Genomic DNA, 16,309 nt, shown 5'->3' with positions numbered 1-16,309 from the left:
TTCCAGCTGAGCGAGGAGGAACATGTCATCCAGTGTGCTCGGCCGGGTCACCGGCCCCCAGGAACTCAAGGAACTGCCTCCGGAGGAACTGCCCGCGCTGGCACGCGAGATCAGGGAGTTCCTGATCGACAAGGCCCGCGCCACCGGCGGGCGTCTCGGCCCGGCCCTCGGCATGGTCGAACTGACCATCGCCCTGCACCGCGTCTTCGACTCCCCGGCGGACCACATCCTGTTCGGCACCGGGCACCACGCCGACGTCCACACGATCCTCACCGGCCGGCAGTCCGGCTTCGACCCGCTCCACGCGGCCGGAGGGCTCGCCGGTCACCCGTCGCGCGCGGAGTCCCCGCACGGCCTCGTGGAGAACCCGCACGCCTCCACCTCGCTCTCCTGCGCCGGTGGCCTGGCCGAGGCGCGGCGGCTGACCGGCGAGGAACACCGCCACGTGGTCGCGGTCATCGGGGACGGCGCGCTGACCGGCGGCACGGCCTGGGAGGCCATGAACACCCTCGGCGGCGGCGGGCAGCCCGTGGTGGTGGTCCTCAACGACAACGGCAGCAGCCACAGCCCCACAGCCGGCGGGGCCGGCGGGGTCGGCGGGGTCGGCGAGCATCTGGCCGCGCTGCGCCGCTGCCGGCTCCGGGGGCCCAACCTCTTCGAGTCCATGGGCTTCGCCTACCTCGGCCCGGTGGACGGACACGACATCGCCGCCACCGAGCTGGCCTGCCGTCTCGCGGCGGGGCTGGACCAGCCGGTCCTCGTCCACCGCGTCACCGGGAAGGACCGCGGCTACGCCCCGGCGGAGAACGACCGGTCCGGCCCCCTGCACGGCATCGGGGTCCTCGGCCCCGTGACGGGCCGCCCGCCGGCCGGCCGGACGTCGTCGCGCTGACCGCGGCGACGCTGCGACCGGCCGGCCCGCGCGGCTTCGCCGAGCGGTTCCCGGACCGGGTCGTCGACGGGGGCATCGCCGAACAGCGCGCGGTCACCGGCGCCCCGGGACCGGCCAGGGGCGGGCCGCACCCGGTGGTCCGCCTCGACGCGACGTCCCTCGGCCGAGAGTTGGACCGGAACATCTTCGTCAAGGGCGAGGCCATCGGGACCGTCCCGGAATCGAAGATCGTCGAGCCCCTCGCCGAAGAGGCCATGGCCCTCGCCGGGACGGTGGAACCCGCCGGAGGCGGCCGTGTGACCGTCGTCGCCGGCTGAGTGAGGGATTCCCCTCGGGAGAACACGAACGACTCGATCACCCGGCTCCCCGAAAGTCGGCCCGGCTATGGTTATTCCATCGTTCGTTTCCGATGGTCACTGCCCTAGCAGGCCACTCTCGGGGAGTTCACACGTGCTGGCACAGTGCGGCGCACCGCCGGATATGCACAGGATGACAACGATGTTTCGGGTGACGGCCGTTCACCGGCGCGGTCCCGTCGCTTCACCGGAAATGCACGGCCCGGAAAGGCGCAGCGTGGGCATCTGCCCGGCCCCGTCCCGCGACCGGCCCGAACAGCCCGAATACCCCGGACGGTCCAGAAGTCTGTTACGGACACGCTGAGCGGGCGCATTCACGCCACTCAGCCGTTCGGCTCGGGAATTGCCACGATCGCGTCCGGCATCGCGACGGAATGCCTCGACGAACACGCCGCCCCCCTCCGGAGGTTCACCATGACCACCAAGACCGCGACACGTGCGATAAAGGCACTGGTACGGGCTCCCGATCCGCTGACGCAATCGGCCGTCAGCGGTCACCTCGGCGCCGCACCCAACATCGAGATCGTCTCGGAGGAACGCCCGGACCCCGCGGATGTCGCCGTGGTCGTCGCGGAGCGGATGACCGTGGAGGTGACCTCCCTCCTGCGCAGGATCAAGAACACCCTCCGGGTGCCGGTGGTGCTGATCCCCTCCGAGATCGACCGGGCCGACCTCTTCATGGCGGTCGAGTGCAACGTTGTCGCGGTGCTGCCGCGGGCCGCCGCCACCAGCAAGCGCATCGAGGACGCGGTGGTGACCGCCGCCACCGGTGGCGGCGCGCTCCCCGCCCAGCTCCTCGGCGAACTGCTCCGGCAGGTCGAGCGGATGCAGCGGGAGGTGCTCTCGCCGCACGGTCTGCACAACTCCGGGCTGACCCCCCGGGAGATCGGTGTCCTGCGGCTGATGTCGGAGGGCCTGGACACCGCCGAGATCGCCGACAAGATGTGCCTGTCGGAACGGGCCGTCAAGCGGGTCGTCTTCGGGGTCACCCGCCGGCTCAACCTGCGCAACCGGCCCCACGCGGTGGCCTACGCACTACGCAGCGGCGTCATCTGACGTGGCGCCGGAGCCCCGGGCCGGCGCGGTACCGGCCCCGGCTCCCACCCCCGCGGTGTCCGCCGGAGCCCCGGGGACGGCCGCCGCCGGGCCGCGCAGCGACCACGGCGGCCGTCCCTCCCTCCGCATCGTCCTGCGCAGCAGCACCAGGTAGGCGATGTCCAGGGCGACGTAGGTCGGCACCAGCACCTGGAGAAGGTGGTGGGACGGGTAGAGGACGAAACCCGTCAGCCCGGCGAAGACCGACCCCACGAGCTTGGCGACCGCGAGGTGCAGGGACTGCCCCACACTGGACCCGCGCCGCCGCAGCATCAGCAGGAACGCGGCGCTCAGCGGCACCTGGATGATCATGCCGGTGTACATGCCGTCGAGGTCGTGGAACTCGTTCGCGCCCGCGACGACGAGCAGGGCCGCCCACACCAGCAGGCCGGCGAAGGTCCACCGGAAGACGCGCGGCGGCATCGCCGGGTAGTCGCGCGGGCCGAGCCGCAGCGCCTGGTACAGCAGGACCGAGTTGAACATCAGCCACAGGACGTTGATCTGCCGCTGCGTCGGCGTCTGCTCCAGCACGAAGGTCAGGCTGAACTCCCAGGCGAAGTTCACCGCCACCATGTAGGCGGGGATGCCCACCCGGCCGTCCACGACGGCCTGCCGGATGGCCAGCACGTAGGTCAGGACCCAGCCGATCGCGGTCGGCCCGGCGAGGGCCCAGAAGAGCCCGTCGGGGACGTCGGCCGCCCCCTCCGTGACCGGTGCCGGCTGCGACATCGGGATGAGGAAGGGGGGCAGCCAGTCCATGGGAATCCTTCGGGGACGAGGCGGGCGGGGCCCGTGCGGGGGCTGAGGGGCGGAGGGACGGAGGGGTGGGCGGCCGGCTGGGCTGTGTGGTCCGGGGGCGGCCCCGGGCGGCCCGTCGCGCGGCCGGACGGGGGCCCGCCCGGCCGCGGTCCGGGCCGCACCCGGCCCGGCCCGGTCAGAGGCTGGGGACGACGAGATCCAGCCCGAAGTACGCGCCGCCGTACAGCTCCTGCCCGATGCGCGGGTTGAGCAGGGCGTGCCGGGCGGCCGTGTTGCCGTCCCGCCAGAACTGCTGCAAGGGGTTGGCCTCGGCGAAGGCGGCGGCCCCGTGCGCCCACATCAGCTCGTCGAGGGCGGTGGTGGTCAGGCTGACCGCCTGGCCGACGTCCCCGCGGATGCGGCGGAGTTCGGCGTCGGTGAGTCCGGTGGCCTCGCGCGCGGCCTCGTCCAGCACCTCGGCGGCCCGGTCCACGTGCAGCTCGGCCGCGTCGATCGTCAGGGCCGTCCTGCCCAGCGCGGCCACGAAGGCCTGGGAGTCGGGCTGGCTGGTGTACCGGCTGGGGGCGATGCCCCGCCCCGGCGCCTTGTCGACGACGAAGGCGCGCGCGGCCTGGCCGACGCCGACCACCACGGAGGCGCAGACGACGCCCATGGCCGCGATCGCCGCGGTCCGCAGCAGCGGCGGCAGCGCGGTGTCGGTGGTGTTCTCCCGCCCCCGCTGCCGGTCGGCGGCGATCACCCGGTGCGCGGGTACGAACATCTCCCGGAGCACGACGGAGTGGCTGCCGGTGGCGCGCATGCCGACGGTGTGCCAGGTGTCCTCGATGGTCAGGTCCGCGGCGGGCACCAGCAGGGAGAGCCCGCCCACGGGCTCGCCGTCCGCGTCGACCTCCCGGGCCACCAGGATCGTCCAGTCGTCGTGCAGGATCCCGGTGGCGTACGGCCAGGTCCCGGAGAGCAGATAGCCGCCGTCCGTGCGCACCGCGGTGCCGGTGGCCGCGAAGACCGAGGCGAGCTTGGCGCCGGGGTCGGCGCCGAACACCTCGTCCCGGGCCTCCCGCGGGAACTTCGCGGCGAGCAGGTTCGACCCGTTGATGTTGTTGACCACCCACGAGGTGGACGGGCAGTGGTGGGACAGGGCCTTGGCGACCTCGCTCATGGTGCGGACGTCGGCCTCCAGCCCGCCGTAGACGCTCTCGGTCCACACCCTGCTCAGCTGGGCCTCGTCGATCGCCCGCACCGTGGTCTCGGGCAGCCGCCGCTCCCGCTCCCCCTCGGCGACGCCCCCGGCGAGGACCGGCCCGAGTTTGTGGACGCGGTCCACCAGTTCGCCCCGGAGCCGGGACAGATCCGTTCGTGTGTACGTCATGATCACCAGTCCGGGCGCTCGGAGATGAGATGCGTGGGGTCGTAGTAGTCGCGCCAGCCGCAGATCCGGCCGGCCCGCAGCTCGAACGCCGCCATCACCTTCAGGTTCCGGGCGATGGGCGTGCCGTCGGTGCGGAGCATGTTCTCGATCCGCTCGGCCAGGACGGTGTCCCCCGCCGTGGCCAGGTGCCGGAACCGGACCTCCAGGCGGGCGAAGTCGGCCGGCAGGAGGGCGAAGATCTCCTCCTTGCCCCGGCACACCGGGGCTCCGGGGTTCTCCCACACGCAGTCGTCGGTCAGAAAGGCGTCCATGGTCTTCCTGACGGCGGCCGGGGTCGGCCCCAGCCGCGTCAGGAAGTCCCGGACGACGCGCTCGCCGTCGGTGGTGCCGGCGTTCACGTTCGCGTTCATGTTCGCGTTCACCCCCCGGCGGCCGTGGCGTCGGGGTGGCCGAGGACCCGGCGGAGGGCCCCGCCGAGGTCCCGGTCGGGCTGCGGCCCCGGGCGCTCGGCGCGCCAGGCGACGTGCTGGTCCGGCCGCACGAGCAGCGCCCCGTCGTCCTCGGTCCCGCGGACGGCGGCCCAGGTGCCCTCGTCGTCCCAGTGGTCGGCGGTGCCGGGGGCGTTCCCGACGGAGACGACGGTGACCGCCACCCCGTAGGTGTCCGCGGCCTTCTTCGCCGCGACCTCCCAGACCTCGCTGAGCGGACCGGTGATCAGCACGAAGCCGGCGTGCCGGCCGACGAGGTCGAGCGTCGACACCCGGGTGTCCCCGTGCCGCAGCCACGCGTGCGGCAGCCGATGGCCGGGCCTGGTGACGGGGTGGTGGACCGCGCCGAGGGGGTCGCGGGGCGGCGGCGGGGTGCCGTCCGGGACGACCGCCCCGGAGGGGTAGGAGTGGCCGAGTTCGATGTCGTGCGCCTGGTACTCGATGCGCTGGGTGGCGAACACCTCGCGCGTCACGGTCCGCCGGGTCTCCCCCATCGGGGAGTCGGAGAGGAGTTCGCCGAAACCGGCCAGGGTGGCCTCCGGCTGCCCGGGCACCATGCCGAGGCTCGCGAACAGCACCCCGTAGTTGCGCAGGCAGGCCATGGCCCAGCGCACGTTGCGGGTCGCGACGGGCAGCCGCTCCGCCTCGTAGGTGTCCAGCAGGGCCGGCTCGGCCCGGCCGGAGACGACGGCGCCGAGCTTCCACGCGATGTTGTGCGCGTCCTGGACCGCCGTGTTGAGGCCACCGCCGGCGGCCGGCGGCTGCCGGTGCGCGGCGTCCCCGGCGAGGAAGACCCGCCGGTCCTGGAAGGACCGGGCCACGACGGCCTCCGGCCGGTACTCGCTGACGTGGCGGACGAGCACGTCCAGCTCCGCGGGCAGCTTCAGCAGCTCCCGCACCCGGGCGGCGATCGCCTCCGTGCCGAGGTCCACCTCGGCCCCGGGGTGCACCCGGAAGTGCAGCGCCCACTCGTCGGAGGCCAGGCCCCACTCGGGCCCGGTGGCGACGACCACGGACACCTCGCCCTGGGGGCTGATGATGTGGGTCATCAGGACCGAGTCGCCGGGCCACCAGCGCGAGAGGTCCGCGCTGAAGTGGACCGAGATGATGGTGAAGCCGCCGCCGGCGCCGTCCATCGGGATGGAGAGCGACCGGCCGATGCTCCGGCCGCCGTCGGCGCCCAGCAGATAGCGGGCGCGGACGGTGCTCGTCCGGCCGGTGGAGCGGTCGGTGATCAGCGCGGTCACGCCGGTCTCGTCCTGGGTGAACTCCGTCATCTCGTGGTGGAAGAGGAGTTCGGCCCGCTCCCGCCGCTCCGCGTGCCGGCGCAGCAGGGGTTCGAGCCGGTGCTGCGGGAGGTTGGTCGAGGGGCCGGGGCTGTCGGCCGCGTAGGGCCCGGCCGTGCCGCCGCCGCCGAACGCGTCCATCCGGTGCAGCTCACGGGCGTCCAGCGGGCCGTCCCCGGCGAGCGAGGTGGTCCACACGATCTCGCTCATATGGGCGAGCGGGGCGCTGATCCGGTAGACGTCGTCGGCGATGCCGTACTGGCGGAAGATCTCCATCGTGCGCTGGTTCAGGTAGTGCGCCCTGGGGAGCACCGAGGTCGACTCGCGGCGCTCCACCAGCAGATGGTCCACGCCGGCGTCGGACAGGAAGACCGACGCCGCGAGTCCGCAGCCGCCACCGCCGACGACGAGCACCGGCACCTCCCGGTCACATGCGGGCACCCCGGGAGCGGGCCGGGCCGCCGGCGCGATCGGGTCGTCAGTCATCGCCGGACCCCGCCTTCTCGTGCACGGTGATGGCCGAGGCCGGGCACCGCAGGGCGGCCGCCCGGACCTCGGCGTGCTCGCGCTCCGGCGGAGCCGCGTCCAGCAGGAGCACCGTGCCGTCCTCGTCGTTCTGGTCGAAGACCGCCGGCGCGACCGCGGCGCAGTTGCCGACCGCGATACACCGGTTCTCGTCGGTCTCCACCTTCATGGCTTCTCCCCTCTCTCAGGTCTCACCAGGTCTCCCGGCCTCGCCAGGTCTCCCGGCCTCGCCAGGTCTCCCGGTCTCACCAGGTGACCGGCAGCTCGTTCACGCCGAAGACCAGGGCGTTGGTCCGGTAGTCGACCTCGTCGTGCGGGACGGTGGGCCGCAGCTCCGGGAACCGGTTGAACAGGGCGGGCAGCGCGACCCGCAGCTCCATGCGCGCGAGCTGCTGGCCGAGGCACTGGTGCGGGCCGAAGCCGAAGGCGAGGTGGCGCTGCGGGGGACGGCGCACGTCCAGCTCGTCGAGGGGGACACCGTCATCGGCCCGGTCGGACCGGTCGGACCTCTCGGCCAGGCCGGCCTGGTCCGCCCGGCCGGGGTCCCGGTTGGCGGCCAGGGCGGACGCCACGACCCGTTCGCCCGCCTTGATCTCCTGGTCGCGCACGCAGATGTTCCCGGCCGCCTGGCGCGGCAGGATGGCGGCCGGCGCGCAGAAGCGCAGCAGCTCCTCGACGGCCCCGTCGACGGCCGAGGGGTCGTCGCGCACCACCGCGAGCTGGTCGGGGTTGCGCAGCAGCAGGGCGATCCCGGCCGAGAGGGTGGAGGCGATCGTCTCGTGCCCGGCGATGAGCAGCATGTTGCCGATGCCGGCGAGTTCGCTGTCGGTGAGCTGGTCGCCGAAGTCGCGCACCACCCGGCCCAGGACGTTGTCGCCCGGGTCCTCCCGGTGGCGGGCGACGAGCCCGGCCATGTAGGCCTCCATCTCGGCGGCCTTCTCCATCTGCACCTCGCGGCTGGTGGTGAAGTCCAGCGCGATCGCGGTGCGGCGCTGGAACTCCTCACGGTCCGCGTAGGGCACGCCGAGCAGTTCGCAGATGACGGCCGTCGGGATGGGGGTGCAGAAGGTCCGCACCAGGTCCGCGCCCCGGCCGGCCTCCTCCACCGCGTCCAGGGCGGAGTTGACGACGTCCTCGATCCGCGGGCGCAGCTCCCGCGCCCGCTTGGTCGTGAACGACCCGGTCAGCATGCGCCGCAGCCGGGTGTGTTCCGGGCCGTCGTAGCTCAGCAGGTTGCCCGCCTGGTAGGGCATCGACCCGCCCATGCGGAGCTGGTCGTCCGCGAGCACGGTCTTGACGTCCTCGTAACGGGTGACGATCACCGCGTCGAAGGCGCCCAGCAGTGGGCTGGGCACGGTGGCCCGGGGCAGTTCCGGGTCCTTCTGCGCCGCGGTGAGTTCCGGCGCGGGGGCGAACGGGCAGCCGGCGGCCCGTCCCCCGATGGGAATGGCTGCGGACTCGGTCATGAGCGGGCCTCTCTGTGCGTCAGGGAACAAGGGACGGCGTTCCGCGCGGCCACGCGACACCGCCCCGGAACGGCCGGAACGGGCGGAACGGGCGCGGTGGCGCGGGTGGCATGGCCGGCGCGGGCCGGGGAGCGGCGCGCGGCGGGCGGTCCGCCGCCGGAGGGCCGCGCGTCCCGCCGGGCGGGGTGGTGCCGCCTCACAGCTGCCTGCCCAGGATGAATCCGGCGATCTCCAGGAACTCGGCGCGCACGCCGCCGGGGAGGGGGGCGGCGGCGAGGCACTCCTCCGCGGCGGTGATCTGCCGGGCGGCCTCGTCCTGGGCCCAGTCCCGCCCGCCGGCGCGTTCCACGAGTGCGGTGACCTGCCGGACGTCGCTCTCGGTGAGGGGCTCGGCGCCCAGGTAGAGGGCGCGCAGCTCCTCCGATCCGGGTGCGTTCAGCGCGGCCACCACCGGCAGGGACTTCTTGCGGGCCCACAGGTCCGCGCCCACCCGCTTCCCGGCCCGCTCCGTGTCGCCCCAGATGCCCAGCAGGTCGTCGACGAGCTGGAAGGCGAGCCCGATGTGCTCGCCGAAGGCGCGGAGGTTCTCGACCAGGACCTGCTCCCCGCCCACCAGTTCGGCGCCGAGGGAGCAGGCGCAGCCGAGCAGCGCGCCCGTCTTGTCGCCGGCCATGCGCAGGCACTCGGCCAGGGTCACGTCGTCACGCCGCTCGAACCCGACGTCGGCGGTCTGGCCGTCGATCATCCGCTGGGTGGCGGTCATCAGCGACAGGGTGGCGGCCCGGGCGCCCGGGCCCGGGGCCTCCAGCAGCACGGAGGTGGCCGCGGTGGCCATCGCGTCCCCGGCCAGGACGGCGTCCGGCACACCGAAGACGGTCCACGCGGTGGGGCGGCCGCGCCGGGTCTCGTCGCCGTCCATGATGTCGTCGTGCACCAGGGAGAAGTTGTGCACGAGCTCCACGGCGAGCGCCGCGGGGAGGCCGTCCTCGGCCGGCGCGCCCGCCGCGCGCGCGGACAGCAGCGCCAGGCCGGGCCGGACCATCTTCCCGCCCCAGCTGCCGGTGGGGAGCCCGTCGGCGTCCGCCCACCCGAAGTGGTAGCCGGCGATCCGGCTCATCTGCTCGCCCAGGTGGGAGCGGACGGCGTCGCGCAGGGCGGGGCCGAGCGTCGTCCGGCCGGTGTCGAGGACCGGGGTGAGGGCCCGGACCGGGGTCGTCGTCATGAGCCCCACCGGCCGTCCGCGCGGCGGAGGGGGTGACGGGAAGACGTCCGGGACCGGTCCGCGCGCGGACGGTCCGGGTACGCACTGGCGTGTCGCATGGTGCACCTTCGCTGTCTGCTCGTGCTGGTCACGGGTTGATCAGGGCGGTCAGAACGGTCAGGGGGCTCAGAACGGCCAGGGGGCTCAGAACGGCCAGGGGGCTCAGAACGGTCAAGGGCTCAGGGCGGTCAGGGGCTCAGGGGGTGGGCAGGTCGCGGGAGGTCGGCACGGCGGGGGTCAGCAGGGCCCGCCGCAGGACCCGGGGGGAGGTGAGCAGGGAGTGGGGCGGGGCCAGCAGGAACAGGACGTCGCGGTTGGCCGTGCACACCACCGGGTCGCCGGCTGTCCGGTCGCGCACCCGGCCGAGGTACCGGTCCAGCAGCCGGGTGACGGGGCCGCTCCGCACCGCGTTGCCGGTGGCGCCGGGCATCGGGCTGTCCGCTCCCGTGGCCACCTCCCACGCCGTGCGGGAGGCGCGCATCACCGCCCGTTGGAGGTCGTGCGGGGTGGGGGCGCGCCCGCCGGCCAGTTCCTTCCGGAGCGCGGCCGCGCCCAGTGCCGCCACCGACAGGCCCTGCCCGTAGACGGGGTTGAGCGCGCAGGCCGCGTCCCCGACGACGAGCAGTCCGGCGCTCTCCCGCCCCAGCCGGTCGTAGCGGCGGCGGCGGTTGGCGGTCTGCCGGTAGCCCACGGGCCGGCCCAGGGGGGCGGCGGCGCTCAGCCACTTGTGGACGGCCGGGTGCGGCAGCCGCTCGGCGAAGTCGGTGAAGCCCTCCGGGTCGGTGGGCGGCGCGTGGTGGCGCGGACCGGAGAGGGTGACCATCCAGCGGTCGCCCTCCGCGGGCAGGACGATGGCGCCGAACGGCTGCCCGGCGTCGGGCACGATGTAGAACCCCCTGAGATCCGCCGCCGGTTCGTCGGCGTGGAACACCCCGGTGGCGTAGGCCCGCCCGGTGTCCACCACTTCCTCGGCGGGGGTCCGGCCGCCCAGCCCGGCCAGCCACTGGGGGGTGCGGCCGCCCCGGCCGGTGGCGTCGACCACGAGGTCGGCGGTGAGTTCCCGGGCGGTGTGCCGGCCGCCGCCACGCTCCCGGACGAGCACCCCGGTGATCTGCCCGGGCCGGCCGAGCAGCCCCGTCACCTCGGCCCCCGTGCGTACCTCGATACGGGAGCCGGCCAGGACCCGGCGGCGGATGTGGTGGTCCAGCAGGGGGCGGGAGGGGGTGAGGATCGGTTCGGACGGGTTGCGGCGGGAGATCCACTGCCCCGCCTGCCACACCCCGAGGTCCCCCGGCACCGCCAGGCGCGGCGCACCCGCCCGGGCCAGCTCGGCGAGCAGACCGGGCATCAGCTCCTCCAGCGCGTTCATCCCGCTGGTCAGCAGCACATGGGTGTGGCGTGACTGCGGGACGCCCGCGCGGGGCCCGGGGTCGTCCGGGTAGGTGTCGCGTTCCAGCAGGGTCACCCGCTCCGCGTGGTCCGCGAGGACGTGCGCGGCCAGCAGCCCCGCGACGCTGCCGCCCACGACGGCCACGTGCCCCAGCCGGGCCCCCGCCGCCGGCGCGGACGGCGCGGGCAGCGGGGCCGGCGGTGGGGAGACCGCCGGGAGCCCCGCGGCGGGGGCGCCGCCGCGGTCCGGCCCGGGGGCCGGGGTGTCCCCCTGACCGGGACGGGGGGCCGGGCCGTCCCCGTGCCCCGGCCGGGCCGCGTGGGCATCGCCGCGGACCGGCCGGGACGGTGATGTGGCCGGGCGGCCGGACGGGGCGCCCGCGGGCGCGTCGTCCAGCCGGGCGGCCAGGAACCGGGCGCCGGAGGTCTCCGCCGTACCCGGTTGGTCGCCGAGCATGTGGGCGACCAGTTCCAGGTGTGTGCTCCGCCAGCGCCGCACGGCCTCGTCCAGCTCGCCGAGCCAGCGGGCCTCCTCGGGCACGCGGTCGCCGCCGGCCTGCCGCGTCAGCCGCCTGACCCGCGCGAACAACTCCTTGAACTGCTCCGACTCCAGCCCGCTCGCCGTGCCGAACCGGTCCCGGAAGCCCATGAAGTCCTCCCGGCGCAGCGTGCGGCGGAGCAGCGTCAACTGCCCGACCAGGGCGTCCACCACCCGTGCTGCCCGTTCCAGCCGGTAGGTGGTGCACGCGGGTCCGCACCGGCCGTCGTCGAGGTGCCTCAGGTCGACGAGGGCCTGGCTGAGCAGGGTCTCGGCCGCCTGGTGCACGACGATGAAGAGCCGCTCACTGTCGCTCAGCTCCCGCTGCTCCGCCGGTGTCAACGGCCGCTGCAACGAGAGCAGTTCGTCCAGACGGAGATACGAGGCGTAGGTGGGATAGGGCATCGGGCCAGCTCCTCGGGGTGAGTCGCGCTCCACGCACCGCTCGTGTCACACGAGGCGACCGGGCACGGTGAGGTCCATCAGCGCGTCCCGGTGCACACCGGGTGGCAGGGCTTCCAGCGCGGCGGCGGCCATCCGCACATGGCGGTGTGACACCTCGCGGGCCGCCGCCGCTCCGTCGTACGCGTGGACGAGTTCGGCCATGGCCTCGTAGCGCTCGCCGACCGGGACCGAGATGTCGGCGAGCAGGGTCTCGATCCGCCGCTGCCGTGCGGCGGAGGCGCGTTCGTGGGCGAGCAGGACCGGCAGGGTGGGGCGGCCGTTACGGATGTCGGAGACGTTCGGTTTACCCGCCCGCGTGCCGTCGTAGGCCATCAGGTCGTCGCGTATCTGGTAGGCGATGCCCAGCTGGTCGCTGTACTCGCTGAGCGCCTTCAGCTCCGTGTCGTCGGCGCCGCCCAGGGTGGCGCCGACACCGCAGGCCATCCACAGCAGGGCGCCGCTCTTGTCCGCGATCATGTCGAGGTAGTCGTCGACGGAGCAGACCTCGCGGCTCATCCGGATCTCCCGGAGGGCCGCGTCCCCGATCCGCAGTCCGGCCTTGGACAGCACCGTCAGCGCGTCCGCCACCCGCGGCGCGGGGGCTCCCGCCGCCCGGCATTCGGCGAGGGCGCCGAAGCCGTGGAAGTACAGCCCGTCGCCGCCGACGATCGCCGCGGGCTTTCCGTACACCGTGTGCGCGGCCGGCTTGGCGCGCCGTTCTCCGTCGCTGTCGATGATGTCGTCGTGCATCATCGCGCCGACCTGGATACATTCCAGAGCCACCGCCGCGGGAAGGACGGTGGCCACGTCACCTCCCACCACGAGACTGGATCGGACCACCAGCCAGGGGCCCATCATCTTCCCGAAGGGCACCAGCGCGTAGCGCACCAGCTCATCGAGGCCGGAAACGTCGTGCGGCCACCGGCTCTCGACCTCGGCCCGCACGATGGCTGCCACTTCGGGATCAGCGACCTGAGGAACATCGACGTCGGTCATGAGTACGACGCTAAGGAGGAGGCCGGGGGACTGTCGTCACCGGCGGCCCGCCTGGGCCCGAGTGGGACCGGGGGTTGGCATCTTTGGCCCGGGACCTGGGCGGTGACGGGGCGGTGGCGGGACGGTGGGGGCCGTCCCGGGCGGCAGCGGCGGCCGGCGCGTGTGCCCCGAGCCGCGGGGAGCGCGGGCCCGGGGCGGTGGCGGTGGCGCTGACGCTGACGGCGCGGTGCTCAGGTCACCGTACGCGTCAGCCGGCCGCCCAGGCTGACCGCGGCCAGTTCGACGCGGGAACGGACCCCCGTGCGGGCGAACAGCCGGGTCAGGTGGTTCTCCACCGTCTTCTCACTGATCCTCAGGCGCAGCGCGATCTGCCGGTTGGTCAGGCCCTCGCCGATCAGTTCGACGATACGCCGCTCGGTGACGGCCGAGTCCTCCCGCCGGCCCCGGGCCCGCGGGGCCGGCACACCCCGCTCCCGGGTCACCGCCCGGACGTGGGCCAGCGGCACCGACGCGTCGCACTGGGTGGCCAGGGCGTGGGCCTCGCGCAGCCAGGGCCGCGGGTCCTCGGCGAACCGCGCGACCACGAGGCACAGGCACAGCAGCGAGGGCAGGTCCCCCCGCCGCCGGGCCAGTTCGGCGGCCCGCCGTGCCTGCCGGAGGTCGCGCCGCACGAGGCCGCGCGCGAGGGCGAGACTCTCCGCCGCCTCCGTCCCGAGGTCGCGGCGGGCCAGTTCGATCTCCTCCAGCAGGGACGCCGCGCCCTGGTGGTCGTCGGTGAAGGCGGCGATCCGTACCGCGCGCATCAGCAGGAGGTCGAGCCCCGCGACCACCCCCTCCCGGCGCAGCCGGCCGCTGAGCCTGCGGACCAGCGGCGGCACGCGCCGGCCGGCGCCCGCATGGCTCAGCAGGCCGATCCGCACCCAGGCCCGCATCACGACGAGCCCGGGGGCCGGCTCGGCGTCGTCCAGCCACTGGGCCGCCTGCCGGGTCTCGCCGCGGGCGGCACAGATCTCGGCGGCGAAGAGACGGGCCCCCTGGTGCGCCAGCGTCTCCCCGGGATACGACAGCTCCAGTTCGCGGGCCGCGGACATGGCCTGCGACCAGTCCGCGCGGGCGTAGCCGCGTACCACCCGGCGGTACACGCCGAGCACGCCGGTCTCCGGAACCCGGTACCGGTCCCCCAGTACGAGCCGCGCCACGGTGGCGATGTCGGCCACCGCGGCCGCGCGGTGCAGCCGTCCCAGTTCCGCGGAGGGCACGGACCGGCCGGAGCGGCGCCAGGCGCGCTCGAAGGCCCCGGGATCACCGGCCAGGGCGGTGGTCAGCAGGTCCAGCCGGCCGGCCGGCAGCAGGTTCGGGGCGCCGGCCGGGATGCCCGGGGCCGGCGAGCCCTCCGAAGAGACTGAGACCTCTGAGATACATGAGGCGTCCGATGTGTCCGAGGCGTCCGGGGAGTCCGAGGCGTCCGGGCCGCCTGGGCCGCCTGGGCCGCCTGAGCCGTCCGGGGTATCGGCCTCGCGCCCTCCGGGTTCGCCGCCGGGAGCGGGCGGACGCCCGAACCACCACGGCGCGAATCCCATCGGTTCGCGGCCCGTGATCCCCTCGTCCAGCACGGACAGCGCGGGCTCCCCGGCGGGCGGCTCGCCCGAGTGCAGGGCGGCCACGACCGCGGCGAGGCGGATCAACGGCGAGCCCACCGCGGCCCGGCCCGGCTCCGGGGGACGGTCCGGACCGCCCCGCCGCGCGGAACAGTCGAGCAGGCCCTGTTCCGCGGCCCGGGCGAGCACGTCGCGCAGCAGTTCGTACCGGCCCGTCCGGAGCACCAGGTCCAGCAGCCGGTAGAGCGTACGGGCATGTTCCGGTTCCCCCGGAGGCAGGTGGCGCAGCGCCGCCGCGTACCACCCGGCCGCGCGCTCCGGTTGCTCCGCCTCGGCGCCCGCCGCCAGGCCGAGCAGCCGGGTGACCCGGGGCGCGTCGAGGGTGACGGCCGGTCCGCCGAGCGCGATGTGGTCGGCGAGCGCCGCGGAACCGGCCCCGCCCTCCAGCGGGTCCTCCGCCAGCAGCCGCCGGGCGATCTCCGCGTGCAGGGCCGCGCCACCCTGATCGCCCCGTGAGGCGGCGGCGGAGGCCGCCAGGGCGGGGCACCGGCAGCTCACCCGGCCCGCCGGGTCGGCGACGAGCACCTCCGCGTCGATCAGCTCGTCGAGCGCGCGCCCGCAGTCGGCGAGCCGGGCCCCGATCACCTCGGCGAGCAGTGGCAGATCGGAGACGCCGACGCCGTCCCACACGGCGACCGCGGACAGCAGCCGCCCCGCCGGTTCGCCGAGCGCGGCGACCCGGCGCAGGAGGGGGTGGCCGGCGGGCAGTTCGATCGGCTCGGACGGGGCGCGCAGGCACAGCCGGCCGCGGAAGACCGTCAGCCGGCCGCGTTCGCGCAGGTCGGCGAGGGTGTTCAGCACAGTGCCGGGGTTGCCGAACAGCGGCCCCAGCGCCCCGCGCAGAAGGTCCGGCACCGCCTCGTCGAGCCGTGCGCCCTGCGCGCGGCGTGCCAGGGACTCCGCGGCGTCGTCGGCCAGCGGCCCGAGCGTCACCACCTGATCGGCCAGGGCCAGGAGTTCGGCGGCTCCCGGGGCGTGCCGCGCGCTCGTCTCACAGGTGGCCAGCACGGTTAACCCCGACCGGCGGGCCGCGGTGAGCAGGGGGGCGGGCTCGGCGATCGCGTGCGCGTCGTCGGCGAGGATCGCGGTGCGGCCCTGGCGGCCGATCCGGTCGAACAGGTCGCCCAGCGTGGTGATCATCGACGGCCGCCATCCCCCGCCGTCCCGCTCCGCCGCCTCGCTCAACCGGGCCACGGCCGCGAGCTCGTCGGCCGGCCCGCCCTCCGGGAACTGCTCGAACCGGTCGCGCACCGTGCGCACCAGCGGTGCGAGGGCGAACGCGTCGTCACCATCGTCACCGCCGTCCGGGCCGGCGCCCGGGCGGATCGGCAGCACACGTGTCCCGGCGGCGCCCAGCAGCCGCTCCACCTCGTCCAGCACGGCGGTCCTGCCGCTGCCGGCCGGGCCCAGAAGGACGACCAGGCGCCCGCCGTCGGCCGTCAGCGCGGTGCGCAGCACCGCCAGTTCCTCGTCCCGTCCCCGGAGCACGGCGCGCGTTCGGGCCACTGCGGTTCTCCTCTCGTGGCGTGGTGCGGCGAGTGGTACATGCGGTGCGGTGCAGGTGTGGTGCGAGTGCGGTGCGGTGCAGGTGTGGTGCGTGTGCCGTGCGGTGGAGATGCGGTGCGCGAGCGGGCCGTACGTGCGCGGGTCGGTACCGGCGCGGCGTACGGAGAGCACTGTGCTGTCTCCCGTGCCGCGCGGCAATGGGGCCGCGTGGCCGCCGCCCGGCCCGGCCCCGGCGTCCCGGAGGTCTTCCCGTGACCGGCCCGCCCTGGAGGGCATTCCCC

Annotated in this window: 13 protein-coding genes; 3 read left to right on the top strand and 10 right to left on the bottom strand. The window is 74.9% G+C overall.

Annotation, left to right across the window (positions count from 1 at the left end; genetic code table 11):
• The first annotated feature begins 22 nt into the window (after window positions 1–22).
• The 3 genes from HCK00_RS18910 to HCK00_RS18905 all read left to right on the top strand — a co-directional run bounded on the left by HCK00_RS18910 (window position 23) and on the right by HCK00_RS18905 (window position 2,304).
• Window positions 23–892 carry a 1-deoxy-D-xylulose-5-phosphate synthase N-terminal domain-containing protein gene (locus tag HCK00_RS18910; protein WP_206320575.1) on the top strand — a complete coding sequence of 290 codons (870 nt, stop codon included), beginning with the start codon at window positions 23–25 and terminating at the stop codon, window positions 890–892.
• A gap of 134 nt (window positions 893–1,026) precedes the next feature.
• Window positions 1,027–1,209, top strand: a complete 183-nt coding sequence (locus HCK00_RS26980) for a hypothetical protein (RefSeq protein ID WP_206320574.1) — start codon at window positions 1,027–1,029, stop codon at window positions 1,207–1,209.
• Window positions 1,210–1,662: 453 nt separating this feature from the next.
• Window positions 1,663–2,304: a helix-turn-helix transcriptional regulator gene (locus HCK00_RS18905; RefSeq protein WP_168103182.1), complete on the top strand. Its 642-nt coding sequence runs from the start codon at window positions 1,663–1,665 to the stop codon at window positions 2,302–2,304.
• Here HCK00_RS18905 and HCK00_RS18900 read toward each other — a convergent pair.
• From HCK00_RS18900 to HCK00_RS18855, 10 genes are all read right to left on the bottom strand, one after another.
• Window positions 2,284–3,102, bottom strand: coding sequence for a transmembrane-type terpene cyclase (locus HCK00_RS18900; RefSeq protein WP_168103181.1), 819 nt, complete (start codon window positions 3,100–3,102; stop codon window positions 2,284–2,286). The two genes, HCK00_RS18905 and HCK00_RS18900, sit on opposite strands and share 21 nt — an antisense overlap.
• A gap of 175 nt (window positions 3,103–3,277) precedes the next feature.
• On the bottom strand, window positions 3,278–4,471 hold the full coding sequence (locus HCK00_RS18895; RefSeq protein WP_168103180.1) for an acyl-CoA dehydrogenase family protein: 1,194 nt from the start codon (window positions 4,469–4,471) through the stop codon (window positions 3,278–3,280).
• A gap of 2 nt (window positions 4,472–4,473) precedes the next feature.
• The gene (locus tag HCK00_RS18890; protein ID WP_168103179.1) at window positions 4,474–4,881 is read right to left on the bottom strand and encodes a limonene-1,2-epoxide hydrolase family protein; all 408 of its coding nucleotides are present in this window, start codon (window positions 4,879–4,881) and stop codon (window positions 4,474–4,476) included.
• An 8-nt stretch (window positions 4,882–4,889) separates the two neighbouring features.
• Window positions 4,890–6,731, bottom strand: coding sequence for an FAD-dependent monooxygenase (locus HCK00_RS18885; protein ID WP_168103178.1), 1,842 nt, complete (start codon window positions 6,729–6,731; stop codon window positions 4,890–4,892).
• Entirely contained in the window at window positions 6,724–6,939 is a 216-nt protein-coding gene (locus tag HCK00_RS18880; RefSeq protein ID WP_168103177.1) for a ferredoxin, read from the bottom strand. Before HCK00_RS18880 ends, HCK00_RS18885 begins: the two co-directional genes overlap by 8 nt.
• Window positions 6,940–7,015: 76 nt before the next feature.
• The gene (locus HCK00_RS18875) at window positions 7,016–8,236 is read right to left on the bottom strand and encodes a cytochrome P450 (protein WP_168103176.1); all 1,221 of its coding nucleotides are present in this window, start codon (window positions 8,234–8,236) and stop codon (window positions 7,016–7,018) included.
• 196 nt (window positions 8,237–8,432) lie between these two features.
• Window positions 8,433–9,458 (bottom strand): polyprenyl synthetase family protein, encoded by a 1,026-nt coding sequence (locus HCK00_RS18870; protein ID WP_168103175.1) that lies wholly within the window; start codon window positions 9,456–9,458, stop codon window positions 8,433–8,435.
• Between the two features lie 235 nt (window positions 9,459–9,693).
• Window positions 9,694–11,829: a tryptophan 2,3-dioxygenase family protein gene (locus tag HCK00_RS18865; protein WP_168103174.1), complete on the bottom strand. Its 2,136-nt coding sequence runs from the start codon at window positions 11,827–11,829 to the stop codon at window positions 9,694–9,696.
• 45 nt (window positions 11,830–11,874) lie between these two features.
• Window positions 11,875–12,864 carry a polyprenyl synthetase family protein gene (locus tag HCK00_RS18860; protein ID WP_168103173.1) on the bottom strand — a complete coding sequence of 330 codons (990 nt, stop codon included), beginning with the start codon at window positions 12,862–12,864 and terminating at the stop codon, window positions 11,875–11,877.
• Between the two features lie 230 nt (window positions 12,865–13,094).
• Window positions 13,095–16,028 carry a helix-turn-helix transcriptional regulator gene (locus HCK00_RS18855; RefSeq protein ID WP_168103172.1) on the bottom strand — a complete coding sequence of 978 codons (2,934 nt, stop codon included), beginning with the start codon at window positions 16,026–16,028 and terminating at the stop codon, window positions 13,095–13,097.
• Window positions 16,029–16,309 lie beyond the last annotated feature (281 nt).

The organism is Streptomyces zingiberis (genome assembly GCF_012034935.1).
GTDB lineage: Bacteria > Actinomycetota > Actinomycetes > Streptomycetales > Streptomycetaceae > Streptomyces > Streptomyces zingiberis.
This window is presented reverse-complemented; position numbering and strand designations above follow the sequence as displayed.